General features: G+C 58.7%; 23 protein-coding genes and 1 tRNA gene. 7 read left to right on the top strand and 17 right to left on the bottom strand.

The features are described from left to right. Positions 1-126: 126 nt before the first annotated feature. Together mutS and fdxA are read left to right on the top strand one after the other, a co-directional pair. A complete protein-coding gene (gene mutS / locus UF78_RS06460; RefSeq protein ID WP_045161252.1) occupies positions 127-2,700 on the top strand; it encodes a DNA mismatch repair protein MutS in 2,574 nt (857 codons plus the stop codon). Between the two features lie 132 nt (positions 2,701-2,832). Next, positions 2,833-3,156, top strand: coding sequence for a ferredoxin FdxA (fdxA, locus tag UF78_RS06455; protein WP_021206625.1), 324 nt, complete (start codon positions 2,833-2,835; stop codon positions 3,154-3,156). A 58-nt stretch (positions 3,157-3,214) separates the two neighbouring features. On the opposite strand, the gene UF78_RS06450 is transcribed toward fdxA, so the two are convergent. The 5 genes from UF78_RS06450 to UF78_RS06430 form a co-directional block, all read right to left on the bottom strand. Further along, a complete protein-coding gene (locus UF78_RS06450; protein ID WP_045161250.1) occupies positions 3,215-3,406 on the bottom strand; it encodes a CsbD family protein in 192 nt (63 codons plus the stop codon). 112 nt (positions 3,407-3,518) lie between these two features. After that, on the bottom strand, positions 3,519-4,511 hold the full coding sequence (locus UF78_RS06445) for a lysylphosphatidylglycerol synthase transmembrane domain-containing protein (RefSeq protein WP_045161249.1): 993 nt from the start codon (positions 4,509-4,511) through the stop codon (positions 3,519-3,521). Then, on the bottom strand, positions 4,508-5,272 hold the full coding sequence (locus tag UF78_RS06440; protein ID WP_045161248.1) for a DUF2334 domain-containing protein: 765 nt from the start codon (positions 5,270-5,272) through the stop codon (positions 4,508-4,510). The genes UF78_RS06445 and UF78_RS06440 overlap by 4 nt, the downstream gene beginning before the upstream one ends. Further along, the gene (locus UF78_RS06435; protein ID WP_045161247.1) at positions 5,265-6,380 is read right to left on the bottom strand and encodes a glycosyltransferase family 4 protein; all 1,116 of its coding nucleotides are present in this window, start codon (positions 6,378-6,380) and stop codon (positions 5,265-5,267) included. Before UF78_RS06435 ends, UF78_RS06440 begins: the two co-directional genes overlap by 8 nt. Before the next feature lie 190 nt (positions 6,381-6,570). Next, positions 6,571-7,446, bottom strand: coding sequence for a YihY/virulence factor BrkB family protein (locus UF78_RS06430; RefSeq protein WP_045161246.1), 876 nt, complete (start codon positions 7,444-7,446; stop codon positions 6,571-6,573). Between the two features lie 386 nt (positions 7,447-7,832). Between UF78_RS06430 and UF78_RS06425 the strand changes: the two genes are divergently transcribed. Next, the gene (locus tag UF78_RS06425) at positions 7,833-9,104 is read left to right on the top strand and encodes a polysaccharide biosynthesis C-terminal domain-containing protein (RefSeq protein ID WP_045161245.1); all 1,272 of its coding nucleotides are present in this window, start codon (positions 7,833-7,835) and stop codon (positions 9,102-9,104) included. Then, entirely contained in the window at positions 9,101-10,339 is a 1,239-nt protein-coding gene (locus UF78_RS06420; protein WP_045161243.1) for a polysaccharide pyruvyl transferase family protein, read from the top strand. The genes UF78_RS06425 and UF78_RS06420 overlap by 4 nt, the downstream gene beginning before the upstream one ends. 60 nt (positions 10,340-10,399) lie before the next feature. Here UF78_RS06420 and UF78_RS06415 read toward each other — a convergent pair. The 5 genes from UF78_RS06415 to UF78_RS06395 all read right to left on the bottom strand — a co-directional run bounded on the left by UF78_RS06415 (position 10,400) and on the right by UF78_RS06395 (position 15,215). Next, a tRNA-Thr gene (locus UF78_RS06415) sits at positions 10,400-10,475 on the bottom strand. 92 nt (positions 10,476-10,567) lie between these two features. Beyond that, positions 10,568-11,377 (bottom strand): DUF3618 domain-containing protein, encoded by an 810-nt coding sequence (locus tag UF78_RS06410; protein WP_045161242.1) that lies wholly within the window; start codon positions 11,375-11,377, stop codon positions 10,568-10,570. After that, positions 11,374-11,817, bottom strand: a complete 444-nt coding sequence (locus UF78_RS06405) for a phage holin family protein (RefSeq protein ID WP_045161241.1) — start codon at positions 11,815-11,817, stop codon at positions 11,374-11,376. Before UF78_RS06405 ends, UF78_RS06410 begins: the two co-directional genes overlap by 4 nt. Further along, a complete protein-coding gene (locus tag UF78_RS06400; protein ID WP_045161240.1) occupies positions 11,814-12,635 on the bottom strand; it encodes a hypothetical protein in 822 nt (273 codons plus the stop codon). Before UF78_RS06400 ends, UF78_RS06405 begins: the two co-directional genes overlap by 4 nt. A 447-nt stretch (positions 12,636-13,082) precedes the next feature. Further along, the gene (locus UF78_RS06395) at positions 13,083-15,215 is read right to left on the bottom strand and encodes a glycoside hydrolase family 5 protein (RefSeq protein ID WP_045161239.1); all 2,133 of its coding nucleotides are present in this window, start codon (positions 15,213-15,215) and stop codon (positions 13,083-13,085) included. A 519-nt stretch (positions 15,216-15,734) separates the two neighbouring features. On the opposite strand from UF78_RS06395, the gene UF78_RS06390 reads away from it, so the two are divergent. Together UF78_RS06390 and UF78_RS06385 are read left to right on the top strand one after the other, a co-directional pair. Continuing rightward, positions 15,735-15,950, top strand: coding sequence for a DUF2945 domain-containing protein (locus tag UF78_RS06390; protein ID WP_045161238.1), 216 nt, complete (start codon positions 15,735-15,737; stop codon positions 15,948-15,950). After that, positions 15,947-16,522, top strand: a complete 576-nt coding sequence (locus tag UF78_RS06385) for a DUF488 family protein (protein WP_045161237.1) — start codon at positions 15,947-15,949, stop codon at positions 16,520-16,522. Before UF78_RS06390 ends, UF78_RS06385 begins: the two co-directional genes overlap by 4 nt. 595 nt (positions 16,523-17,117) lie before the next feature. Here UF78_RS06385 and UF78_RS06375 read toward each other — a convergent pair. Next, complete coding sequence (locus UF78_RS06375) at positions 17,118-17,912, bottom strand: WecB/TagA/CpsF family glycosyltransferase (RefSeq protein ID WP_230623580.1); 795 nt, start codon at positions 17,910-17,912, stop codon at positions 17,118-17,120. Positions 17,913-18,093: 181 nt separating this feature from the next. Here UF78_RS06375 and UF78_RS06370 point away from each other — a divergent pair, with 181 nt between their 5' ends. Beyond that, complete coding sequence (locus UF78_RS06370; protein ID WP_045161234.1) at positions 18,094-19,140, top strand: glycoside hydrolase family 5 protein; 1,047 nt, start codon at positions 18,094-18,096, stop codon at positions 19,138-19,140. Between the two features lie 52 nt (positions 19,141-19,192). Here UF78_RS06370 and UF78_RS06365 read toward each other — a convergent pair whose 3' ends face one another. From UF78_RS06365 to UF78_RS06340, 6 genes are all read right to left on the bottom strand, one after another. Beyond that, positions 19,193-20,173, bottom strand: coding sequence for a phosphoribosyltransferase family protein (locus UF78_RS06365; RefSeq protein ID WP_045161233.1), 981 nt, complete (start codon positions 20,171-20,173; stop codon positions 19,193-19,195). A 60-nt stretch (positions 20,174-20,233) separates the two neighbouring features. Further along, on the bottom strand, positions 20,234-20,998 hold the full coding sequence (locus UF78_RS06360) for a glycosyltransferase (protein ID WP_045161232.1): 765 nt from the start codon (positions 20,996-20,998) through the stop codon (positions 20,234-20,236). Further along, positions 20,961-22,205: a hypothetical protein gene (locus UF78_RS06355; RefSeq protein WP_045161231.1), complete on the bottom strand. Its 1,245-nt coding sequence runs from the start codon at positions 22,203-22,205 to the stop codon at positions 20,961-20,963. Before UF78_RS06355 ends, UF78_RS06360 begins: the two co-directional genes overlap by 38 nt. A 290-nt stretch (positions 22,206-22,495) precedes the next feature. Further along, positions 22,496-23,464, bottom strand: a complete 969-nt coding sequence (gene fcl / locus UF78_RS06350; protein ID WP_045161230.1) for a GDP-L-fucose synthase — start codon at positions 23,462-23,464, stop codon at positions 22,496-22,498. Positions 23,465-23,466: 2 nt separating this feature from the next. Continuing rightward, the gene (gene gmd, locus UF78_RS06345; RefSeq protein WP_045161229.1) at positions 23,467-24,591 is read right to left on the bottom strand and encodes a GDP-mannose 4,6-dehydratase; all 1,125 of its coding nucleotides are present in this window, start codon (positions 24,589-24,591) and stop codon (positions 23,467-23,469) included. Positions 24,592-24,762: 171 nt separating this feature from the next. Then, a complete protein-coding gene (locus tag UF78_RS06340; protein ID WP_045161228.1) occupies positions 24,763-25,992 on the bottom strand; it encodes a glycosyltransferase family 4 protein in 1,230 nt (409 codons plus the stop codon). Between the last annotated feature and the right edge of the window lies 1 nt (position 25,993).

The following is a 25,993-nucleotide window of genomic DNA, read 5'->3' as shown; positions in this document are numbered from 1 at the left end:
GCCCATGCTAACCTTGCCGGTTTGATCCAGCCGGCACAATAGGGTTGCCAGCCGATGGTCGCAACAGTTGCCGAGACGCGCAGACAACGGCCGCCACTTCTGCATCCACTTCAAGTATCGAGCTATATGTCGTCACAAGACCTGTCCCACCACACCCCGATGATGCAGCAATACTGGAAGCTCAAGCGTGAGCATCCAGACCAGTTGATGTTCTACCGCATGGGCGACTTCTACGAGCTCTTCTACGAAGACGCCAAGAAGGCCGCGAAACTGCTGGACATCACCCTCACCGCTCGAGGCCAGTCCGGCGGCAATGCGATCCCCATGGCAGGGATCCCTTTCCACTCTGCTGAAGGCTACCTTGGCCGCCTGGTCAAGCTGGGCGAGTCGGTGGTGATCTGCGAGCAGATTGGCGACCCCGCGACCAGCAAGGGACCGGTGGAACGTCAGGTGGTACGCATCATCACGCCAGGCACGGTCAGCGACGAAGCGCTGCTCGACGAGCACCGTGACAACCTGCTGGCCGCGGTGGTCGGCGACGAAAAATTGTTCGGGCTATCGGTGCTGGACATCACCAGCGGCCGCTTCAGCGTGCAGGAATTCAGCGGCTGGGAAACCCTGCTGGCAGAGGTGGAGCGCCTGAATCCCGCCGAGCTGATGATTCCGGACGACTGGCCCACCAACCTGCCGGTGGAAAAACGCCGTGGCGTGCGCCGGCGCGCGCCTTGGGATTTCGACCGCGACAGCGCGTTCAAGGGCCTATGCCAGCAGTTCGGGACTCAGGATCTGAAAGGATTCGGCTGCGAAAAGCTGACCCTGGCCATCGGCGCCGCCGGTTGCCTGCTGACCTACGCCAAGGAAACCCAGCGAACAGCTCTGCACCATTTGCGCAGCCTGCGCCATGAACGTCTCGACGATACCGTGATCCTTGACGGTGCGACCCGGCGCAACCTGGAGCTGGACATCAATCTTGGTGGCGGACGCGACAACACCCTGCAGTCAGTCGTCGACCGCTGCCAGACCGCTATGGGCAGTCGTCTGCTCAGCCGCTGGCTGAACCGCCCGTTGCGCGATCGCAGTGTGCTTGAAGCCCGCCAGGACTCGATCACCTGCCTGCTCGAGCATTACCGCTTCGAACAGATACAGCCGCAGCTCAAGGAAATCGGCGATCTAGAGCGCATTCTCGCGCGAATCGGCCTACGCAACGCCCGCCCGCGTGACTTGGCGCGCCTGCGCGATGCCCTGGCCGCCTTGCCACAGTTGCAGGACGGTATGCGGGAGTTGGTAGCGCCGCACCTTACCGCGCTGGCCGACACCATCCGCACCTATCCCGAACTGGCCGAGCTGCTGGCCAAGGCGATCATCGATAACCCACCGGCGGTCATCCGCGACGGCGGCGTGCTGAAAACCGGCTACGACGCCGAGCTGGACGAGTTGCAATCGCTATCCGAAAACGCCGGCCAGTATCTGATGGATCTGGAAGTCCGCGAGAAGGCCCGAACGGGGCTGGCCAATCTCAAGGTTGGGTACAACCGCGTGCACGGCTACTTCATCGAGTTGCCGAGCAAGCAGGCCGAATCGGCACCGGCCGATTACATCCGCCGGCAGACGCTCAAGGGCGCCGAACGTTTCATCACCCCGGAACTGAAGGAATTCGAAGACAAGGCGCTGTCGGCCAAGAGCAGGGCCCTGGCACGGGAAAAACAGCTTTATGAGGAACTGCTCGAGCGGCTCATCGGCCACCTGGCACCGCTACAGGAAAGCGCCGCGGCGTTGGCTGAGCTCGACGTCCTGAGCAACCTGGCCGAACGCGCCCTGACGCTTGACCTCAATCGCCCACGCTTCGTCGAGCACCCTTGTCTGCAGATCGAGCAAGGCCGCCATCCGGTCGTCGAGCAAGTGTTGCAGACGCCCTTCGTTGCCAACGATCTCGAGCTGGATGATGACACTCGCATGCTGATCATCACCGGACCGAACATGGGTGGTAAGTCCACCTACATGCGCCAGACCGCGCTGATCGTCCTGCTCGCCCAGATCGGCAGCTTCGTCCCGGCAAAGACCTGCGAGCTGTCGCTGGTCGACCGCATATTCACCCGTATCGGTTCTTCGGACGATCTGGCCGGCGGTCGCTCGACCTTCATGGTGGAGATGAGCGAGACCGCCAATATCCTGCACAACGCCAGCGACCGCAGCCTGGTTCTGATGGACGAGGTCGGTCGCGGCACCAGCACCTTCGACGGCCTGTCTCTGGCCTGGGCGGCGGCCGAGCATCTGGCGCACTTACGTGCCTTCACGCTGTTCGCGACTCATTATTTCGAACTGACGGTGCTACCGGAAAGCCAACCGGTCGTGGCCAACGTGCATCTGTCTGCCACCGAGCACAACGAGCGCATCGTCTTTCTCCACCACGTTCTGCCGGGGCCGGCCAGCCAGAGTTACGGCCTGGCAGTGGCGCAGCTGGCGGGCGTTCCAGGCAGCGTGATCCAACGCGCACGCGACCATCTGTCGCGGCTGGAAACCACCAGTTTGCCCCACGAAACGCCGAAAATAGCCGCTGGCCAGCCCGCACCACCGATGCAGAACGACCTGTTCGCAAGCCTGCCGCACCCAGTGGTCGAAGAATTGGGACGAATCAAACCCGATGATATGACTCCGCGTCAGGCGCTGGACCTGCTATACAACCTGAAAGCGCGTGTCTGACGGCTGCGAAAAAGCTGCTAGAATCGCGCGCATTTTTTGGATATGTGCGGCATTTGCCTGGTGTCGCCATAGCCCTGCCGAACGGGGGCGTCATTGCAACGCCACCTGACACGCCCGAGGAGATAGCTAGAAATGACCTTCGTCGTCACCGACAACTGCATCAAGTGCAAATACACCGACTGTGTGGAAGTCTGCCCGGTCGACTGCTTCTACGAAGGCCCGAATTTTCTGGTCATTCATCCGGATGAGTGCATCGACTGCGCACTCTGCGAGCCGGAATGCCCGGCTCAGGCGATCTTCTCTGAAGACGAAGTGCCCGACGATCAGCAGGAGTTCATCGAACTGAACGCCGACCTGGCGGAAGTCTGGCCGAACATCACCGAGAAAAAAGACGCCCTGCCAGACGCCGAAGAGTGGGACGGCGTGAAGGATAAACTCCAGCATCTGGAGCGCTGATACGCTCGCCGAAACAAAAAAATGCCCGCTGATGCGGGCATTTTTCATAAGCCGTCGATCAGGCGCGATCGATGCCTTTCTTCAAGGTGTCCTTGGCTTCGCCCTTGACCTGCTGCGCATCGCCTTTGATCTCTTGGCGCTGGCCTTCATTCTTCATGCGCTCATTGTCGGTTGCTTCACCAAGGCCTTGCTTCGCCTTGCCGGCGGCTTCGTTGAGGTTGCCTTTCATCTTGTCTTCGGTACTGCTCATGGCATATTCCTCTTTCTTCATGGGTGTCGTTAAGTGGACCGGGACGGTGGCCGGATAGTTTCGATTTTCCAAGAACGGTACCGACAACCGGCCTTCCAAAGCGGCCGCATGCTCAACCGTTACGCGCTTTCACCAAGCGGTTGAATAAAGGCCGACCCGCCAGGTGCAAGAACAGCGGCGCACCCGCGATCAGATAGAAGTAATAGGTCACGAAGCGCCAGATGAGGATCGCTGCCGCAGCTGTGGACTTGCCCACCAGCGGTGCAAGCAACGCCGCCGAAGCCAATTCGGCACCACCGGCGCCACCCGGCAACAGACTCAGCTGGCCGGCGGTCAATGCCAGCAATTGGACGATGAACGTCCAGGCCCAGGCGAGCTGGCTACCCAGCCCCTGCAAGGTGAGATACAACACGCTGTAGCGCAGCAACCAATGCAGCGTGGTCAGGATGAATACCCCCAACAAGATCGTCCGGGGCAGCCGGAAGCACTCCAGCAAAGCATTACGGAAACTCAGCACCTTCCTGGCCCAGGTACGCTTGCGCGATGCCCCCACGCCGAGCCGACCGACCAGCCAGCCATTCAGCAAAAAGACCTGACGGTGAAAACGTCCAAGCAACGCCAGCAGTACCATCAGGCCGATTAGCAACGCTGCACTGAAGCCGAGCAGGCTGGCGATGTAAGCATTCAGCGAATGGGTCACCGCATAGATCAGCACCCCCACCAGGGCGCACGCGAAGAACAGCAGGTCGGTCAGTTGTTCGACTGCATAGGTTGCCGTGCCCTTCGCGGGTGTAACGCCCTGCCGACGCAACAAGGCCATCATCGTCAGCGGCCCGCCCGCACCGCCAGGTGTCGCGCAGATCGCGAATTCGGTAGCAATGACGACACCCAGGGCGCGGCGCTGCCCAATCCGCCGTCTGCCCACCAGCAAGCGCAGACGTAACGCATTGAGGTACCAGCCGAGCAGAATCATCCCGAGCATGCTCAGCAATAACCACGGCGGAAAGCCCAACAACCGCTCGAACAGCCCGCTTCCCCCTAACAACAGCGGGATCAGCGCCGCAACCAGCAATGCCCCCAGCAGCAGCCACCAACGGCCGCTCATGCCGCAACGCTCGGCGCCAGCGCATGGTGATTCAACCAATCGATCTTGGTCCGCGGATGCCGACCGTCTTCCATCAGCCGAATTAACAGGTCCAGCCAGTAACCACGCGAAAAATCATGCCGCATATCCACCGGATGCAACCCCAGACGTAGCACCGGTGCCTGCCGATGACGATTGAGCATCTGTTCGCTGACCACTCGGGAGATACCGCGACGCCAAGCGCTGCGCGCGCTCCAGACCAGGCCCGGCGCATCCAAGGGGGCGTAATCGGGCAACAGGTAAAAGTGCCCAGGGTCGCTGGTATAGGTCAATCCGGTGGTCGCTAGCGCGCGTCGCGCGCCCGGCCCAAGCAACCAGGCCGGTGCCACGAAGCCGTACAACGGCCATTGCAGCCGTGCGAACAACTCGATGCCTCGCTGCAGCCGTCGCGCCGCTTCGGCTTCGTCGAGCGGATAGAACTCGCCCTCGTGAGTGAACACACGACGCATGAACCAGTCCCGCGGCGCGCGAGGCGGCGGTGCTTCGTCGGCATGATGGTAGCCGTGCAATACCAGCTCATCACCGCGCACCAGCCGGCCGTCGAGCATGCGACAGAATTCGGGATGATCGTCGAGCCGATTGCGCCGATGAAAATCCGGCACCACCAGCCAGGAAATCGGGATGTCGCCCAGCGCGTCGACCGCCTGCACGAAAGGCTGATAGTCCAGCCATGTTTCAGGCGCTACATCGTGCAGCACCAGCATCAGACTGCGCTCAGCCATGCACGGCAACCGGCAGATCGGCTGTACCCAACACGGCGTGATAGTGCGCAAGCAGTCCCGCGACCACGGCGTCCCACGCGTGATGCGCCTCGACATGCTGGCGGGCTTGCAGTCCCAGCAGCCTGGGATCGTCTTCGAACAGCTCCTGCACTGTCTGCGCCATCGCCTGGGCATCCAGCGGGCGGCACAGGCGACCGGTATGAAACGGCACCAATTCGGGCAGCGCACCGGCTCGCGCCGCAATCACTGGAATACCGCTGGCCATGGCTTCCAGCGCGACCAGGCCGAAGGTTTCCTGATTGCCGGCATGCAACAGCACATCGCAGCTGGCCATGTAGCGCGCGACGTCCGATGCTGGACAGAAGCGATCGATCACCGAAACGTTGGCCGGCACGCGGTGGGGCATGCTCGATCCCACCAGCAGCAGATGATAGGGCTTACCGAGCAGACGGGCGGTTTCCAGCAGGACATCGATATTCTTCTCCCTCGAGCCGCGCCCAGCGAAGATCATCAGCCGCGCATCGTCTTCTAACCCCAGCTCCTGGCGTAGCCCGGGATCGCGGCGATCCGGGCGAAAGGTTTCCAGATCGACACCTAGCGGCTGCACGTAGACATTGCCGACACCCAGCTGCCGCAGCTTTTCCGCCATGACCCGGCTGGGCGCCAACACCCGGTCGAAACTGCTGTACAGCCGTGAGACATAACCATTCATGTTGGTGCCGAGCCAGCCGCCGATACGATTGCTGACCAGTAGGGGCAGGTCGGAGTGATAGAAACCGATCACCGGAACATCGAGGCGTCGCCCAGCATCCAGAGCCGCCCAGGCTGTCATGTATGGATCACCCACCTCAATGACATCGGGACGCAGCGCGCGTAGCTGATTGCGCCACGGCGCACGTCGGACCGGGAAGCGATAGCCCTTGCCGAAAGGCAGCGCCAGCGCAGGTATCTGGTAAATGCCGCCGTCATGGCTGTAGCTGTCTCCCGGCACCAGAATGCTGTGACGGACCCCCGAATACAGCTGCAAGCGGCGGTGTTTGGCTTCGAGGTAGGTACGCACCCCACCACTGGCGGGTGCGTAAAACATGGTCATGTCGGCGATATGCAAAATGGAGCGTCTCCGTGAGGTCTCGATGCAGAGCCGTCGAAGGCGAAGGCCGACGGAGATTTAATCGCCACCCCATCGGGTCAACGTCAGGTCTCGCCCGAAAGATTCTGCAATGAAATCAATGGACCACCGGCCTAGGCGGTTGTTCGCCGGCACGCTCAGCTAGTCGATAAATACCGCTCGGCTGGTTTCAGCCATCGACGCGCTTGTCCCCCTGCTCCTTACCTTCGGATGATGCATGTTCGATGACTGCGTTCATTTCCGCGCCGAACAGCAGTACCGCCGCCGAAATATAAAAATAGAGCAACAGCACGATCACCGCCCCGATGCTGCCGTAGGTGGCGTCGTAGTTGCCGAAGTTCTGCACGTAGATGCCGAAACCCACCGAGGCGGCAATCCAGACGATCACCGACAGCACCGAACCGGGCGTGATGAAGCGAAACTCCTGCTCCACGTCCGGCGTGACGTAGTACAGCAAGGCCACCACCAGCATCATCAGGATCACGACGACTGGCCAACGAAGCCACGTCCACAGCGTCACGACTATTTCCTTCAGCCCCACCTGATCGGCCAGCCATTCCATCACCTGCGGGCCGGTCACCATCAAACCCGCCGTCGCGAGCAGAATCAGCGCCAGTCCGATGGTGTAGGCAACAGCCAGCAGCATCAGCTTCCAGGTCGGGCGCCCCTCTTCGACGTCGTACGCCTTGTTCATGGCGTTCATCAGCGAGCGAACACCGATCGACGCGGACCACAGCGCAACGAGGATCCCCACCGATAACAGACCGCTCTTCTGTGCCTGCATTTGGTCGATCACCGGATTGACCAGATTCAGTGCATCAGGTGGCAACACCAGCGACACCTGTTCCCGTAGCCAGATGAAGAAGGTCTGCAGATCGAGCATGCCCAACATGGCGATCAGAAACAGCAAGAAGGGGAACAACGAAAAGATCGCTCGATAGGCTAACGCCGACGCGTAAGTCGTCATGTCGTCATTGCTGAACTCCTTGAAGGTGCGTTTCAGCAATTCGAAACTGCCGATGCCGCGCGTATCCAGCAATGCCATTGCGTTTCCCCCGAACCATCAAAATTAGGCCATCAAAAAATGGGACGACCAGCTGCAACAAGAGTTCGCTGCCGGTCGCCCCGACCGTCGTCGGTGGCCTGTTGCAGGCTGTTGAGCAGACGTCTACGACGTTGTGAACGGCTCGCCATCCCCTGAACGGACGAACAGCATTCATCCCAACGACGACTTCGTTCAAGGAACTTTCAGCCGTAGCGAGGCTCTTGATGGAGTCTCCAGTTCAGCCCATCGTTGAGCTGCAGGCGCAACCGTACAGCGCAACGATCGGTGCAGGCGGAGAGTTCTGTTCCGAACCTCGGCTCGCCCGGCATCGCCATTCGGATACGCCAGACATGGCTTAGTCGTTTTTGCGACCGCAGGAGCATTGAATGAAAGCGGCATATGCAACGGACGCCCCACAGCCAGGAATGAAAGCCGACCTTCTCAAATATGCCAGGCTTATCGTCACCAAAGGCAGCGGGGCTGGCGCTACGCTTGGCTTGAACATCCTGCTGGCGCGACTGCTCGTCCCCGAGTTGGCCGGTACGGTGTTTTTCTGCGTGGCGCTGGGCATCTTCCTGTCGCTGATAGCCCGGATAGGGCTGGATATCGCATGCCTGAAGAATATTTCCTCGCTGAGCGATGGCCAGCAGCGCCGTTACTTCCATCGCGCACTGGGTCTTGCCGCGTTGATGAACGTACCGGCCTTCCTGATCGGCCTGGTCGTGGTGTATTTCTCCAAAACCACCCAAGCATATTTCGCCCATGCAGCGGTCCTCTTTGCCGTCACCGCGCTCGGTCTGTCACTGCTGAGCATCGCCAGCGAAACACTGAAAGCCAAGCATAGAACCAGCGAGGGGCTGTTCTGGCAGACCGCATTCCAGCCGGCCCTGACATTGTTGCTGGTATCGGTCAGCGGTAACGACCTGACCACCGTGGCGGGCTGCTTCGTCATCAGCTACGGCCTGGCCATCTTCGGTTCTATATGGCGCGCCAACGCCAGTCTGCCCGCTTCAACCTCAGAGCGCGCACTCGGCTGGCGGGAGATGCTCACACTCTGCGCTCCGCTGATGCTCATCGCCGTGATGAACAGCGTCATCGAACTCTCCGATACGCTGCTGCTCGGTGTGCTGCGCTCGGCAGGCGAAGTCAGCATCTACTACATCGCTGCGAAGATCGCCGCCCTTTCGACCACCCTGTTGTTCATTATCAACGGCACCATCGGGCCTGACATTTCCAGACGCTGGGCCCGGCACGACCGTGCTGGCGCCTTTGCCATGGTCAGGAAATACTCGCGCTTCATGCTGGCACTGGCGCTAATGATCCTGCTCGCTATCGGCCTGCTGCGCGAATACATCCTCGCCGTCTTCGGCGCCGAATACCGTGAACAGGGTGTCTACCCCCTGCTGGTGCTGGCCATCGGTTACTTCTTCGTATTGGCCGCCGGGCCCCTGGGCATTTTCATGACCATGACGGGCAATCACCGCCGCTATTTACACAACAACATAGCGGCGTGCGTGATCAACCTCGCGCTCAACCTCATCCTGATTCCGCGCTATGGCGTCAATGGCGCCTGCTTCGCCACGGCCGTGGCGCTGGCACTGAAAAACGCCCTGCTCTACCTGCAATTCAAACAAATCGAAAGGAGTCCGACGCCATGACTGACCGGGTTAACGTAATCGCTTACGGAGCCTATGACCGGCACAACTATGGCGACCTGCTCTTTGCAATCGTCCTCAAACGCTACCTGGAGGCCGACGGCCGCTTCAACGTGCTGGTCGCGGCAACCAAGAAGTCGGACCTGTCCGGCTATGGCGCACTGCCGACGGTCCCGCTGAAAAAAGCCCTGGAGGCCACGCGCCAGCAGCCCAAGACCATGCTCATCGTCGCTGGTGGCGAATGCCTGACGGCGCAATGGGAAAGCATCATCGGCTATCTCGCGCCGCAAGCGATTTACTACCCGATCAAGGCTAGCCCCTACCTGATCGGCCACAAGGCATTCATTCGCCTGAGCCGAATGTTCACCTCGATTCCATCGGACATCCCGCTGGTCCTGGGCGAACGCGACCTGCCCGGCTACAAGGTGATGTACAACAGCGTGGGCGGTAACGAGATCAGCCGCAAAAAACCGCTGATCCACGAGGCAATCAAGCGCAACCTCAACGACTGCACCTACATATCGGTTCGCGACCGCGAAACGTCCGCCGAGCTGGACAAGCTCGGGGTCCAACATAATCTGGTGCCCGACAGCGCGATCTTGATTTCGGATATTTTTCAGCAGCAGGTCGACCCGGCCGAGCCCGGCCATATCGTGTTTCACATTTCCGACCACCATGCCAAGCGCCGCATCGAGGCGATCGCCCAGCAATTGACCGAACTCAACGTCAACACCGGCCTGAAGATCGCCCTGCTGACCATCGGCAAGGCGCCCGGCCACTCCGACGACGGTCCACTGGACAAGCTGCACAGCCTCCTGGGTGACGAGCGCGCCTACCGCGTCGATAGCGGCAAGATCGACGACATCATCCGCTGCATCGCTACCAGCAAGCTCTATTGTGGCACCAGCCTGCATGGCGCCATCACTGCCTTGGCCTTCGCCGTGCCGCAGATCGCACTGCTTCCGCAGCGAGTGGTCAAGTTGTCGAGCTTCCTCGAAACCTGGGTACCCAAGCAGTCATGCGGGTTCGCTGAGGTCCCACAGATCAGCCAGATCGGCACCAACCTGATCAATTCATTCGGCGAAAGCCATCGGGCCGAGCTAAGCACTGTGGTCGAAGCCATGAAAGGCCGGGTACGCGCCAATTTAGACCATATGATTACGCTGTATGAACAAGCACCGGCACGTGGCGAGTCGTCGATGGCTCAGACCAAGGCGGAAGCCGTAGCAGCCAACTGAGCGAACAGCGAACCGACAAACGAAAAGGCCCGCAGCAATGCGGGCCTTTTCGTGGATCTGTGGTGCCGGTGAGAGGAGTCGAACCCCCGACCTTCGCATTACGAATGCGCTGCTCTACCTACTGAGCTACACCGGCATGGAGCGGCGCATTATCGGTTTTCGCCGGTGCGGACTCAAGGCCCGCACCGGTGAAAACGTGCCGCATTCGCTATGCGGTGTCGCGCGGTGTCATAGACCGGCAGATGTGGAGCCGGTCGAAGTCGCCGTGCCGGAGGGCGATCGGCTGGCCTCGCCGTTGCTGGCGCCCTGCTTGACCTGGGCAGCCACCTCTTCGCCCTTGGCAGATACCTTTTGGTACCCCTCCTCGGCCTTGTGGCGGAGCCGATCGGTCACGCGATCGCTCATCTCACCCAGCGCCTCATCTTCACGTCGCGTCGGTGGCACCGAGGCCGCTAGCAGCGCCCCCAGGGCGATACCGATGGCACCCAACGCCAGGGGTTGCTCTTGAAGCAAATGATTGAAACCGCCACGCGCCCGGTCGGCCCCGCCCCGCAACCGCTCTGAGGCATGGCGCTTGGAATCACTGGCTCGAGTACGGGCGTTACCGAGTGACTCGGATACGCTGTGGCTCATCTGACTGGCCTTGTCCTTTATCCCCGAGCCCTGCTCTTTGAGGCTCGCGGTCTTGGCGGAAAGCTTTTCACCCATCGAGGGCCCGGTTGATCCATTGCCATAGCCGGTCGTGGTCACGTTCGAATGCGGCTGGCGATTCTGTCCCGCCATCATCCAGAGCAGGCCTATGGATGTCAGCACCGTTGGAACCGGGTTGGCCTTGACCGTATTGCTCAAATTGGAGAAGAACTCGCCGCTGCCGCCCTTCATGTAGCCCAATGCGGTGTCGATGAGCTCGCCCGGGGATAATTTGCTTTCCAACGCATGGACGATATTGCCGATTTCGGCACGCTGCTGGTCGATTTCGCGCTCCAGCTCTGCGGGATCCTTTTGTGCTTCGACATCTATCTGGTTACGTGTGCTCATGATGTATGCCCCTTCACGGCTTCTTTATCCTTGTTAACCGAATGAATGGTGCGCTCGGGCTTGAACGAGGATGCCTCGAACTTCTTCTTGCCGGCGGACACCATGATCAAACCGATCACCACCACCACTCCGCCAACGATCAACGCGGCGAGCCAGGGCTCCATGACTTTGCTCAGTCCATAGACGGCCGACATCAACAGGACGATGAATCCACCGAGCAGGACGGCCCCACCGGTCGCGACGCTCGCGGCGCCGGCCTTGGTGGCGCGAATGGATTCGCTCAGTTCGGCTTTCGCCAGCGCCAGCTCTTTGGTGATCAGAGACGGCACTTCGTGAGTCAGCTGCCGCAGCAGGCCGCCTACAGAGCTATCGCTTTCGGTGCGTAGACCAGGTTCAGGCGTATGCACAGTGGTTGAGGTTGTCTTACGTGCTTCGCTCATGGGAAAAGCCCTCCGTCAGTACCTTTGCCGTCACGGCTGGAAGTGGAACCCAGGCCAGTCCCCGACGTGGAGCCCAAGCCATTGCTACTCGCCCCGGTGCCCGCACCGGTTCCAATACCTACACCTGTTCCCGTGGTGGAGGTCGTGGAGCGGGAAGCACTGGTTGCAGACGAAACGCCGGCGTTACTGACGCTACCGATGGTTCCAGGTTCGCCGGTGTTCAGGCGATCATTAAGCTCTTCCTGATCGGAGCGATACCCATCGCGAGAGGAGCCATACTGACTTCCCGAGGAAAACGAGGTGGAACTGTCACGATGGCCGTAATCGCCCTGGGCAGCTCGCTTGCTGGATGCGCGGGCAAAACGGGTCAAACCGAATCCCAGCGCGACGCTGCCGGCAATGAACAGACCCGGATTGTTCCGTGCCAACTGATTCACGTCCTGGAACAGCTCGTCCACGCTCTTGCCGCGTAGATCGTCGGAGAGCTTGACCATGCTTTGCGCCATGCTGGAAACGTAGTTGGACAGCCCCAGACGATCCTGCCCTTCCAATTCCTCAGCGGCGGCCTTGGCGCTTTGAGCAACCTTCTCGAGCTCGTCGGCGGCTGTTTCGCGGTAGCCTTCGAGCTGGCTTTTGCCTTGAGTTTTCACCTGATCGGCGGCTTGCCTGGCTTTGGCTTTGGCATCCTCGGCGACATGCCCGGTCGACGCGCTAGAAGTCGACTGGCCATTGGTGGAGTTGGATGTCGCAGAAGCGGTATCGGGGCCGGTCTTGGATAGGCCACCGTAACCAGTGATTTCTTCGTCGGGTGTAGTCATTTGATTCACCTTTTATATGGCTTGGCCGGAAGACCACGGTCCGTAGGAACACAGCAACTGCGGGGAACCGCAAACTGTGTAATTTCGGTGTGCACATATAAGGTGACCGGGGCGCTATTTTCGAGTTCCATTATTTCGGCGCGCCATTAATAGCGCGCCTTGGTTGTGAAAGAACGGCAGGAAGCCTAATCCTCGGCACGCTTGATTAGTGGCAAGTTGCCTTCGTACATCTATAAACCGGCGTCGTTATTGAACTTAAGCGGAACGGTATAACTAACAAGCGAAACGGATGATCTATCGTTAACAAAATGCCCATTAGCCGAACTTACCGGTTGAAACTGACAGGAAACGAAACTGCAGCCGACGAGCAGCACCGCGATGATGTCTTCAAATAGTTGAAGGCAAAAAAAAACGGGCCCGAGGGCCCGTCTTTTATACCGGTCGCCGTTACAGCGGGCCGATGGTGGAGCAAGTCTTCTTCGCAGCGGCATGCTTTTGCAGCGGAGCCAGCTGTGGACGGTGCTTACCGCTCGCGACGTCCAGTGCCATGATGTTCTCACCCCAGCGAGGACCGGCTGCCCAGTAGGTGCTCGGGATGCAATTCTCGGCAAGGTACGCCAGCAGCTTGTCGGTGGCGACTACAGCAGACGGAGAGAAGTCCGGGATGCCATGCTCGCCAAGGTAGCCGCGCAGCTTGTTGGCCTTCAGCCACTCGACCCACGGCTTGACTCGCTCTACACCCAGCATCGGGGCGAAGGTTTCGGAGCGCTTGGTGTAGGTGCCCGAGTAGTCGAAGTCGAGATACTGGTGAGCTTCGTAAACCAGGTTGTTCTTCGGATCACGCATCCACGGATCGTTGATCAGCTGGGTGTTGTACTTCTGCCAATGGAAGGCGCTTGAGTAGCGATCACCAGCGATCATGATCCACTTGGTCGGATCGATCTTACGGATTGCCTGCCCAGCGGCTTGCGCAGTTTGCGGCCACAGGTTGTTACCGGTGTTGTACGGCTCGTTCATCAGACCGTAGCCATACAGGGCCGGGTGCTTGGATACCTGCACAGCGATCTTGCGCCAAGTTTCAGCGAACTGCGCCCGCGGAACTTCCGGCGAGTTGATGACTTTGCCGTAGTAACGGTAGTAGTTGTGCATATCAAGGATGACCTTGATGCCGTATTTCTGAGCGTAATCCAGGGACTGCTTGATGCGCGCCAATTCAGCGGCATCCAGTTCGGTACCCAGCTTGGGCTGGATTCGCTCCCAGAGGAAGCCCAGACGCACCAGTTTGAAGCCAAGACCAGCGTGACGCTTGTAGTAGGACTCGTCGGCGTAGGTGTAACCCTTGTTGTAGATGCCCGGAACATTCGCCGGGTCGAACACGCCCGAACCAAAGTTCACGCCGACCAGATCGATACCGCTACCGTCGCTGACCACCGGAGTGGTGGGCGCCGGAGCAGGCGTTGGTGCCGGTGCCGGAGCAGGCGACGAGGTACCAGGAGCCGTCGGCGTAGTCGTGCCGCCGGTGCTGGACACCACGCTGATGGTCTTCGGATAGCCAACGGCGCTGGCGGACAGCGTTGTGCCGCTCAGCATGACGGAGAGGTGGGCGCCCACGTCATAGACGGCGGCAACCTGACGTACCTGGCCGTCTGCCAGTTTTACCGATGCACCTTTAACGAACGAGGCCTTGTTGGCAGCGGTGTCTGGGATCGAGAAGCCAGCGGCCTTGCGATAGATACCGTTTTCCCAATCCGAGTTGGTGAAGCTGTTCAACCCGGCGCTGTACGTCGTGCCGGACGCAGGGGCAGTCGGCGCGGGGGCGGGCGCCGGAGCAGGTGCCGGCTGGGTTACGGAAGGCGAAGTGGTGCCGGTGGCCGACGCCACACTGACGGACTTCGGATAGCCGACGGCGCTGCCAGACAGCGCGGAGCCGCCCATCATGATCGACAGGTTGGCACCCGTGTCATAGACCGCAGTGATCTTGCGTACCTGGCCATCCGCCAGCTTCGCCGATGCACCGACAACGAACGCAGCTTTGTTGGCAGCGGTATCCGGGATGGAGAAACCGGGCGACCGGCGATAGATCCCGCGATCCCAATCAGTGCTGGTGAAGTTGTTCAGGGCGACCGAGAGCGTGCTGCTAGGGGCAGTCGCTGCCGGAGCCGTTGTAGCAGGAGCTGCTGCGGAGGCAACCACGGTGCTGACTGTGCGCGGTGCGCCGACCTTGGCGCCGTCGAGCAGACCACCGTCAACGTAAATACTGATGTTGCTACCGACGACGTAGACCTTGGTGATCTTGCGTACTTGGCCATCGGCAAACTTGATCTGGACGCCCGGCTTGAACGCGGCGATAGCGGCAGAGCTCGCCGGCACGGAAAGAGCCGCGGTCCGGCGCCACACACCGTTGAGAAAATCGGTGCTGGTGAAGGTATTGATCTTTGAAGTGAAAGCGGTCGTGGAAGAGGCACTTACCGTGATGTCAGCAGCCGCTTCGCCAGTGAAAACAACAGCGCCGAATATGGCAGCAAGAGCGATGGAACGAACAAGTGCCTTAGGGGCACCAGTAAATACATTGATAGACATTCAGTCTCTCCGGAACTTAATACTTCGAAAGGCCGAAGCCTTTAAAAAAGTGGCGGGAGTTTTAATTAAGTCGTACAGGCGCTTACTGGGCAGATGCATCACTTCGCGCAACCGGACGAACCGCGTTACAACGAACGCCGGATTACCAGTAGGGGAACCCGGCAATCCGTTGCGTGGCGCCTTTATAATAGGTTTCCAAAACGATTCAAAATTTTTTTGACGGATTTAGATCGCCAACTCTCCGCCACATTTTTGACCGGCCATTAATCCGCTATTAGAAGATGTCTTTTTGCCATTACTCTCAATAGCGCTTAAGCCGCTTTAAACCGTTACGCTAATTGCCTGACGGCGTCATTTTTTTGAATTAACCAGGTCACAGAATGGGAAATCGGCTATGGATTTAACCGACGAACGGTCGAAGCAAGGAAGCGCCGTTTCCGGTCCGCTTATAAGAGAGGAAGAGTTATTTCCGCTCGTGTTATTCCTTGTCAGCCCACCTGGCAGAGTTGGGAGCCGTTCATGACGCAGCAGAAATTCAAGATTGGCGACCACGTGCGCTGGAATTCCGAGGCGGGGTATGTGACGGGACGCATCGTCAAAGTGCATACACAGGACACCGACTACAAAGGCCATAGGCGACGGGCCAGCCCGGATGAACCGCAATACGAGATCAAGAGCGACAAGACGGATCACGTGGCGATGCACAAGGGCAGCGCGCTGGGCAAGATCGAATGATCCCGACCCAGCCGCGCCAGATCTGGACGATTGGCCACTCCACGCGTACACCCGAGGCGCTTATCGCGGTGCTGGAGCACTACGGCATCCGCGCGGTCGCGGACGTCCGTCGCTTTCCCGGATCGAAGCGTTGGCCACAATTCATGTCGGCAAACCTCGAAGCCGTGCTCCTCGAACACGAGATCGCCTATGAGTGGATCGAGCAATTGGGTGGCAGACGTCGGGCCCCGCCAGGGCTATGTTCCAGCGCGTGGCGCAACGCGTCCTTTCGGGGCTACGCCGAGCATTTGAAAACCGACGAGTTCGCCACTGGCCTTCAGCGACTTTTACACCTGGCAGATGAACGACCCACCGCGATGATGTGTGCAGAAGTGCTCTGGTGGCGCTGCCACCGCGCCATGGTGTCGGATGTCTTGAAGCTACGAGGAATAGAGGTGCTGCACATCCAGGACGCTCAACGATTGACGCCGCATCCCTATACCTCGCCAGCAAGACTGGAGAACGGCAAGCTGACCTATGACGCAGGCGTCGGCGTGCCATTGAAGAAGGACGGGCCGGGCGTGAGACACTAGCGCTGACAGCCCGCAAGGAGGGAGAGGCAAACAAGCAGGCGGTTGACCGAACGACGGCTTTGCGTCGTCAACCACGAGCGGATCGATACCGAGTCTTTTCTGGAAGCAGCGGAAGCGGGGCCGCTGCGCGGTACGACCAAGGCACTGATAGATCTGGTAGGCCGGCCCGGCTCTGCTGGCAATGGCTGCGGCGGAGCGCTCAAGGCCTATAGGTGGAAGCGGTAATCGCGCTGTTCAGGCAGTCCTGTACGAGGTGCTGCTGATCTGAGTGTTGCGCCGACGCGCACCCCACCATCGCCCGCGCTCAAGTCCAGCAGAGCGCCGTCGGGTCGATTGCAAAAATCATGTTGGGAATATTGGGGGATGAAGCCACTCGGGCTTCTGACTGGCCAGGTTTTGGGCACTGGCGCGGGGATATTGACTCGCGTTACCGATGAACCTGCTGGGCGCTCGACGAGCAAGACGTACCACGCTGGGATCGTCTCGATCGACGCAAGCTGATGACATTAACGGTGTCCCACGCTAATCGCGGTCCGTTTTGCCACCTATCCTGGCTGCTGCCGCCCTCTCCTCCTTGCCAGGCGGCAGCAATTGGTTAGGGTTCGCGCTTGAGCGCACTCCAGCCACCGACGCGCCGCGTGCTCGAGAAGGCGTTACGCGACAGGTAATAGAAGAACAGCGGGATCCCCACGGCGTAACGCTTGAACAAGCGACGGGGCTCGATGAGCATGCGGAACGCCCATTCCAGCCCAAACCGGCGAAAAAGCATCGGTGCGCGCGGAAAGCGCTGTGCCGAAAAATCAAGGATCGCGCCACCACAGATCAGCAGTGCACGGGTATTCATCGCCTTTTGCAGATGCAGCGCCACATGCTCCTGCTTGGGCATGCCCATGGCCAACACGATGATCGGAAAGCGCCCGGGCACGTGGTGCTGCCGAAAGAACTCCAGGTACTCCTCGGAACGCTTGAAGCCATCGATCGCATAGAACCTGCGGTCGCCGAACAGTTTGCGCGCGCCATCGCTCAGCCAAGGCTCACAAGTCCCCATGGCGAACAGCTCGTAACGGTCTTCGGAGTCTCCTACCAGATCTTCGATCAGCTCTGGAATGAAGTCGGATCCGTTGAGGTTGGCTTTCGGGTCGAGCCCATTGAACAAGCAGGCGATCTTGATACCGATGCCGTCGCGCAGCAAATAGTTGACCTGAAGAAAGCTGTGCAGGACCGAGGAATGACGCTGAGCGATGTTGTAGCCATGCTGATTGAGAAACCCCAGGATGGTCGGCGATTCGCGCTTCTTCAACTCGGAGATAAAAGGGCCGGTATCTGTTTCGTCCAATAGTTTCAGCTTCCCTATCAAAGGATCCATCCTTTTGGTGAGGGGATTTTTCATAAATAGCTTCTCTGTCTGCAAATCAAATGAAAGTCATCGAGACGCACTGCAGCAGCCGGATGGGGGTGCGTGCAGAACGGAAGATTCGTCTGGAAAAAAACTGAACAATGCCTGGCTCTGCCGGACAAACGAAGCAGCCGCTCCCGCGGTATCTTCCCAAAGGGTAAAAAGAGGTAGTCAGATGTTAAGGACACGTAGCGTTTCGAAACGATCAAAAGGAATACTCCTCGGACTCGCACTTGTGCTCGGGAGTGCCGCAAGCGAGGCAGAAAATATCGATCTGATCGGACTGAATATTGGCGGTGCCGCATTTTCTGGCAATGTCATCCCTGGGAAATATAAAACAAATTATTTCTTCCCAGCTCCTGGCTATCTTTCGAAGTGGAAGGCCAAGGGCATCATGACCATTCGCTTTCCCATCATGTGGGAACGCCTGCAGCATGAATTGAACGCGGAACTTGACGAAGATTATGCACAGCTGATCGAAGAGACATTGCAACAAGCCGCTGATAACGACATGCGGGTCATCCTCGACATTCACAACTACGCCCGCTATCAGAAACAGATCATTGGAACCGAAGCTGTACCGATATCGGCTTACGCGGATCTGTTGGAACGCATTGCCAAGCGTTGGAAGGATCACCCAGGGCTTTATGCCTACGACATCATGAACGAACCACACGGCGCCGACGAATATTGGCCGGCCGCAGCCCAAGCCGGTATCGACGCCATCAGAAAACATGACAAGGCGCGGCCCTTGTTTATCGAGGGCAACTTCTGGTCCAGCAGTTTTCGCTGGCAGAAATTCAATGATCCGCTGTTGCAACTGAAAGACCCCTCCGACAAGTTGATATTTTCCGCCCATCTGTATCTTGATAAACACGGTAGCGGACAATACAAGGAACCGCTGGAGAAAGACTTCGACACCATGCTCGGCGTCAAACGCGTCAAACCCTTTATCGATTGGTTGATCGAGCATGGCAAGCAAGGTCATATCGGTGAGTTTGGTGTTCCTTCCGATGATCCCCGCCTATTGGAAGCGATGGATAACTTGCTGGCATACCTGCAGCAACACTGCATCCCGATGACATACTGGGCGGCCGGTTCGTCCTGGGGCAAATACAAGTTGTCCGTCGAACCGAAGGACGGTCAGGACCGTCCGCAGTGGGAAGTGCTCAGCAAGTACGTCAACCAGGGAGATTGCAGCCAAATCGGCCCCAAACACTGAGCAGCACCAGCGCTCGTTCCGGCCGCCCCCAGGTGCGATCGAAACGGGCGCATCAGCTCTTCGACGAGGGTGCGACCGGTACCCACTTGCCAAGAATCGATCTAGCCTTGCCGACCAGCTTCGCCTTCAGGCTGTAGCTCTTGCGCAATGCATTGGACTTGAGGTTATAGACCTGGCCAGGCACGTACATCTCATTGGTCTCGATGCAGTACACCGGTTTGCCACTGAGCTTCATGATCTCGACCGCCTGCCTGACTTCGCTCTCGACGAATAGCCGCGTCAACGGTTGTTTGGCATAAACCTCCGCCTTGAACTTGTGATGGATATTCAATCGGCGGCGCTCTTCAGCAGTGGGTAGGTCGAGCATGTGCAAGGTGCCGTATTGCACACCGTTGCGCTCCAGCCACGCCTCCGTTTCGGCACGGTATTTTTCAAGCCGACTGGTCACCAGATGCGCAACCTTGACCGAAGGGATGAAGAGCGGGCGCGTGCAACCTAGAAACTGCAGGTAGTTCGGTCCGTCATCGTTCTCCTCCAAGGTCGGATCGACGCAGAGCACCCCATCTATATCCAGACATGCCTGGGCCAGGAACGGATGGTGCATCACGTTCCATTCAAACATCCGCGGCTGCTCTACGAGTTCTAGATGTACATCTACGAGATTCCGATTATGTCGTTCGGCAAACGCGGCCATGGTCACCACGCTGCCCTTATAAGCGGAGCGTACCTGCACCAACGCGGCCTGCATGGAGTTGCCCGATGAGATGCTATCGTCCACAAGCAGGATTTTTCTTGCATCCCATGGCTTCGTCAGGTCGGCGTGTTTGTAGGTGCGGGTATTGCCTTTCTTCAGATCATCATTGCGCAGAAACGAATAGAGGTCCGTCAATGGCAGGTTCTGCTTCAGCGCGATGACGCTGGCGACCAGCGTCCCGCTTCGGGGGATACCGACCACTAGATCGACATCGTTTGGAATCTTGCTGGCACACTCAGTGCTGAGCCGCGATAGGTCATTCAGGCTTCGGTAATTCATCGAACACTCTCCTGTGCCTTTTCTTGGACCATCTCCTCGATGGGAAACCCGTCTACTTCTTCAACGCCCCAATGACGAACGCAGTTGTTTGGTATGGGTATGTACGTAATGCAGCACATAGAGCGCCAAGGCGTTGGGTTTGGAAAAATTCAGAAAGCGCGTTCTGATATGCATGTCTTCACGAATCGCCTCAAAGCGTCGCTTGTGCGATACACCCGTGGTATCGAAGATGCACAGCGGAAACGACAGTTGCAGAACTTCGCTTTGCAAGTCCAGCCCCTGCAGGAATTCAAGCAACAAGCAGTAGTCTGCTGACAACTTGTAATCGAGCCTGAATTCGAACTGGCGCAGTCGCTCATTCTCGAAGTACATGGTCTGATGGCTGGCCGGCAAACCCAGCGGCGCGCGTTCGATGGGACGTGCGCTGGTGAGTTTCAAGTCGCCGCTGGCTTCCTTGCGATAGAAGTCACCATAGATGAACTTCGGTACGGCGGTCGTTTTCGACAACTCGCCATTGATACGTTCGAGTACCGATGGGTCGGCAAGCGAGTCACCGCTGTTGAGGAACAGCGTATAGCCGGACGTCTCGACTGCACGCAGACGCCCTTTGTTCATCGCATCGTAAATACCCTTGTCCGGCTCGATGGTTATTTCCGCCTGATCGTCGTCAAGACTTTTCAACCATTCGCCGCTCCCATCTTTTGAGGCGCCGTCGATAACAATCCAGCGAAAGTTCCGGTAGGTCTGGCTGGTTAGGCTCCGATAGGTTTCCTTCAGGCCATCCAGATTATTCCAGTTTATAGTTACGATACTGAAACTGACCATAATTCACCTGTTCAAGATTTGCCGTAAGGGGGGTGTCCGCTGTTTTAAGCTTGGCGTAATAAAGGAAAAACGCCGCCGCCATCCCATACACATCACCAGAAAATGTCAGTGCATTGGAAAGCGCAATATTCAACATGCTGACCACAAAGGATAGTTGCAGGGCTGCCAGCAAAGGCCCCTTGTTCGAGCATTGGCGCATTATCCAGATGAAGCCGCCATAGAAGACCAAGGCGACGATAGGCGCCAGGAACCCGTACCGATAATAGACGCCGAATATTCCGACATCGGCGAGATAAAAGTGTGAGTTATAAATTCGCGAGAACCCGCCTTGCCATTGCAGAGACAGCGCACCCATGCCGAAATAGTTGTTGGCGCTGATGGCATCCAGAATGATCGAAACGGTTCTCTCCCGCACGCCAGGCCCCGCTGTGGCGTCGAAGAGCAAGGCATCGAATCGGGCGTATTGTTCGTGATAGAACTCAGGGACCAACAGGTATGACACCACCAGGATCGTCACGCCGAGCACACTCATCTTCATCAGCGAATCGATGCGCTTACGGAATATCCACATACCCGCCAAGGCCCAGACCACCATGGTCTGCCGGGTCTGCATGACCAGCCAGAGATAGGCCACGAAGTAGAGAAGAACCAGTAGCCTGCCGATCGTGACCCGATCCTTCATGCTGTACATCAGCATGAACGCCGAGATGGTGACTACGGGCGCACCGATGCGGAAGCGATTCGGACGCAACAGGTCCTCGTACTGCGTCCAATCATCGACGGTGAAGGAAGCCACTTTGTTCTGCGGAATAATTCCCAGATAGTAGGCAAAGCCCAGGGTGGCGCAGAACAGGCCGACGTAAAGAAAGTACTTTCCCAGTTCCTCCTCGGTCGGAGACGCCTTGATCAACAGGAACAGGGTCGGGAAAAACACCAGGTATTGAAAGAAACGACGCTCTTCCAGCAAGCCATATGCCATGGGTTGACCGAAGTTCAGGTTGGCGAGCACCGCGGAGATAACCGGCAGCAGGCAGCCCATGAAGATGATCCACAGGCTGGTCTTTGACTGATAGACCCACTTCCATGCTACGAACAGGCAGGCTGTTGCCGCCAGAACCAGTAGCAAAAACAGCTCCTGGAAGTACGGAATTCCGGCCCGCTTGTCATCCGTCAGGAAGAAGCAGGTGGAGTTCAGCAACAGGAGCATGAACAGCAGATTCTTGTACGCCAGAACTTTCCTTAACAAGCGGCTTTCCCCATTTTCCAGATGTGACGTGGCGAACACAGAACCGAGCCGGTCCGGTTTGACGACTTCTAGATAGGCGGTTCACCACGGCGGAGGAATCATGTGCCATGGATGGACAACAACAGCGGCAAAAAAGTCCGCTGTTGCTCAAGCCAAATGCGCCGCATTGCTTCTCCGGCGCTATCGCCCGCCTGTCTCTTCCCCGCTCATCGCGCCAAAAATCCTGCGTGGCAGGCCATGGCCCTGATTGATCAGTGACGAACCAGATGCTGATTTTCGACGAACCAGCGATATGCATCGCGCAGACCGTCTTCCAGGCTGATGCTCGACTGCCAACCGAGCGCCTTGAGACGCGAGACGTCCATGAGCTTGCGCGGGGTGCCGTCCGGCTTGGTGCTGTCGAATTTGAGCTCGCCCTGGTACTCAGTGACCCGAGCAATGGTTTCGGCGAGCTCGCGGATGCTGCAGTCCACCCCAGTACCCACGTTGATGTGCGACAGCATCGGCTGGGTATGGGCCTGATAGGTCTCGTCATCCAGTTCCATGACGTGCACGCAGGCTGCGGCCATGTCGTCGACATGGAGGAACTCGCGCTGCGGCTTGCCGCTGCCCCAGATCACGACTTCGTTATCGCCGCGCTGCGTCGCCTCGTGGAAGCGCTTGAGCAATGCCGGCACCACATGGCTGTTTTCCGGATGGAAATTGTCGTTCGGACCGTAGAGGTTGGTTGGCATCACGCTGCGATAGTCACGGCCGTACTGGCGGTTGTAGCTCTCGCACAGTTTGATGCCAGCAATCTTCGCCACTGCGTAGGGCTCGTTGGTCGGTTCTAACACGCCGGTCACCAACGCCTCTTCCTTCATCGGCTGCTCGGCGAACTTGGGATAGATGCACGACGAGCCGAGGAACAGCAACTTATTGACGTCGTTGCAATGCGCGGCATGAATGATGTTCGCTTCGACCATGAGGTTCTGGTAGATGAACTCGGCCGGATAGGTGTTGTTGGCATGAATGCCACCCACCTTGGCCGAGGCCATGTAAACCTGATCGATCTTGTTCTCTGCAAAAAAGGCGTTCACCGCCGCCTGGTCGACCAGATCCAACTCCTCACGCCCACGCGTGATGAGATTGCGGTATCCCAGCGATTGCAGGCGACGGACAATCGCGGAGCCCACCATGCCGCGATGTCCCGCAACGAAAATACGTGCGTCACGATTCATATTCAGTTCTCCAATGTCACTGGAATGTCGAAGCCGTGCTCTTTGAGCAGGGCATGGCGCTGGGCGACCTTCAGATCCTCGCGGACCATCTCGGCGCACATTTCCTGCACGCTGATTTCCGGGGTCCAGCCAAGTTTGTTCTTGGCGTTGCTCGGGTCGCCGAGCAGGGTCTCCACTTCCGCCGGACGGAAGTAGCGCGGATCGATGCGAACGATGACGTCACCCACGTTAAGCGCCGGTGCCTTGTCTCCTTCGATGCCGGCAACGATGGCGCGCTCGTCTACGCCGCTGCCTTCGAAGCGCAGCTGGACACCCAGCTCAGCGGCGGACCAACGAATGAATTCGCGCACCGAGTACTGCACGCCGGTAGCGATGACGAAGTCTTCCGCCTGCTCCTGCTGCAGCATCATCCACTGCATGCGTACGTAATCCTTGGCATGGCCCCAATCGCGTAGCGCGTCGAGGTTGCCCATGTGCAAGCACTTCTCCAGTCCCTGAGCGATGTTTGCCAGGCCGCGGGTGATCTTGCGGGTCACGAAGGTTTCGCCGCGGCGTGGCGACTCGTGGTTGAAGAGAATGCCGTTGCAGGCATACATACCGTAGGCTTCGCGGTAGTTGACCGTGATCCAGTAGGCGTACAGCTTCGCCACTGCATAAGGCGAACGCGGATAGAACGGCGTGGTTTCCTTCTGCGGAATCTCCTGCACCAAGCCGTACAGCTCGGAGGTCGAGGCCTGGTAGAAGCGGGTTTTCTTTTCCAGGCCCAGCAGGCGAATGGCTTCCAGAATGCGCAACGCGCCCATGCCGTCGACATCCGCCGTGTATTCAGGCGATTCGAAGCTGACGGCGACGTGCGATTGCGCACCCAGGTTGTACACCTCGTCGGGCTGCACTTCCTGGATGATGCGAGTCAGATTGGACGAGTCGGTCAGGTCGCCGTAGTGCAGAACCAGGTTCTGGTGCTCGACATGAGGGTCCTGATAGATGTGATCGACCCGCTGAGTATTGAACAACGAGGCGCGGCGCTTGATGCCATGGACCTCGTAGCCCTTTTCCAGCAGAAACTCGGCGAGGTAGGAACCGTCCTGCCCAGTAATCCCGGTGATCAGTGCGCGTTTCTTTTCCATTTCAGAGTACCTGTAGGTTCCAGATGACAAGAGGAGTGGTGTGTGATGCTGGGCGGCCAAAGCAGGCGCGACCAAGCGCCCTGTCCCGCCGAACAGCAGCTTTAAATTGATTGTTGGCAGCCGAAGTTAACGAAGCGTTACTGCCCTGCCCGCCTCGGACGGACGGACCGCTCATGCGAGCATTTCCTCGTACAGCGCCCGGTACTGCCGAGCGATGACCGGACTGTCGAAGGTGCTGACGATCTTTTCTCTCGCATTGGCCGCGAGCTGTGGATAGTCGGCCTCGCCCGTGACCCACTCGACGCCCTCGGCGAGCCCCCTGGCTTCGAAGGGCGCGGCCTTATAGCCGTCGTGTTGGTGAGTCACGATATCTTTCGGGCCGGTGGCGTCGAAGCACACCACGGGGGTCCCACAGCCCATGGCTTCGGCGAGGGTCTTGCCGAACGCTTCCATCAGGCTTGGCGCAATGAAGACATCGGCCGCCGAATACAGCAGGCGCAGCGAGATGCTGTCGTGCAGGTAGCCAAACGAGGTGTAGTCGAAGCCCAAGCCGTCGGCGATGGACTGGTCCAGCTTGCCGAAAAAGCACAGGTGGTACTTGGCCGGGTCGAGATGCTTGAGCATCTCCAGGTATTTGCCGAAGCCCTTGTAGATGTCCTTGGCGCTGGTACAGCCGGTGAGGATGATCTTCTTCTCGGTATTCAGCCCTAGCAACTGCCTGGCCAGGGGTTTATCCAGCGGGAAGAACTCGTTGGCATCGACGTTGTTGTGAATGGTGCGTACGTCGAAATCGCAGAACAGCAGGCTCTGCCTGGCCTGCTCGGAGACCCAGTCGCTGATGCCGATCATCTTCATCGATTTGGGCAGATACTTGCGCTTGCGGTTGAGCACGAAGCGCGACAGGTCCCTGTCGGAGGTGCTGCCGAGTTGATCGCAGCTGCCGCAGCCGGTAATGAACTTCTCGCAGCCCATGGCGTAGTGACAGCCACCCGTCATCGGCCACATGTCGCGCATGGTCCAGACCACCGGCTTGCGCAGCTTGGCCAGGTGCTTCATGTCGACGAAGCCGCCATTGATCCAGTGCAGATGCACCACGTCGGCCTCGCGGCATTCGGTGCTGTCGGTGAAATCGGCGCCCATCACCCCGGCGCTGAACATGCCCGACTGGCGTCCACGGTAGAAGCTGGCGAATGCCTGGTCCGCCTGGCTCCTGGCGATACTGATGATCTTGTCTTTCTTGCTGCGGCTGACGGACACCACCGAGGTATCGCCATGAGTAATCTGGCTGTTGGTGTAGACGAGAGAATCGACACCCAGCGAGCGCAACCCCTGGTGCAACCAGTACGCACCGCGGGCAGCACCTCCGGTCAATTCGCCAGCGACCAAATGTAATACCTTCATA

Source organism: Stutzerimonas stutzeri (assembly GCF_000952685.1).
GTDB classification, from domain to species: Bacteria; Pseudomonadota; Gammaproteobacteria; order Pseudomonadales; family Pseudomonadaceae; genus Stutzerimonas; species Stutzerimonas stutzeri_E.
This window is presented reverse-complemented; position numbering and strand designations above follow the sequence as displayed.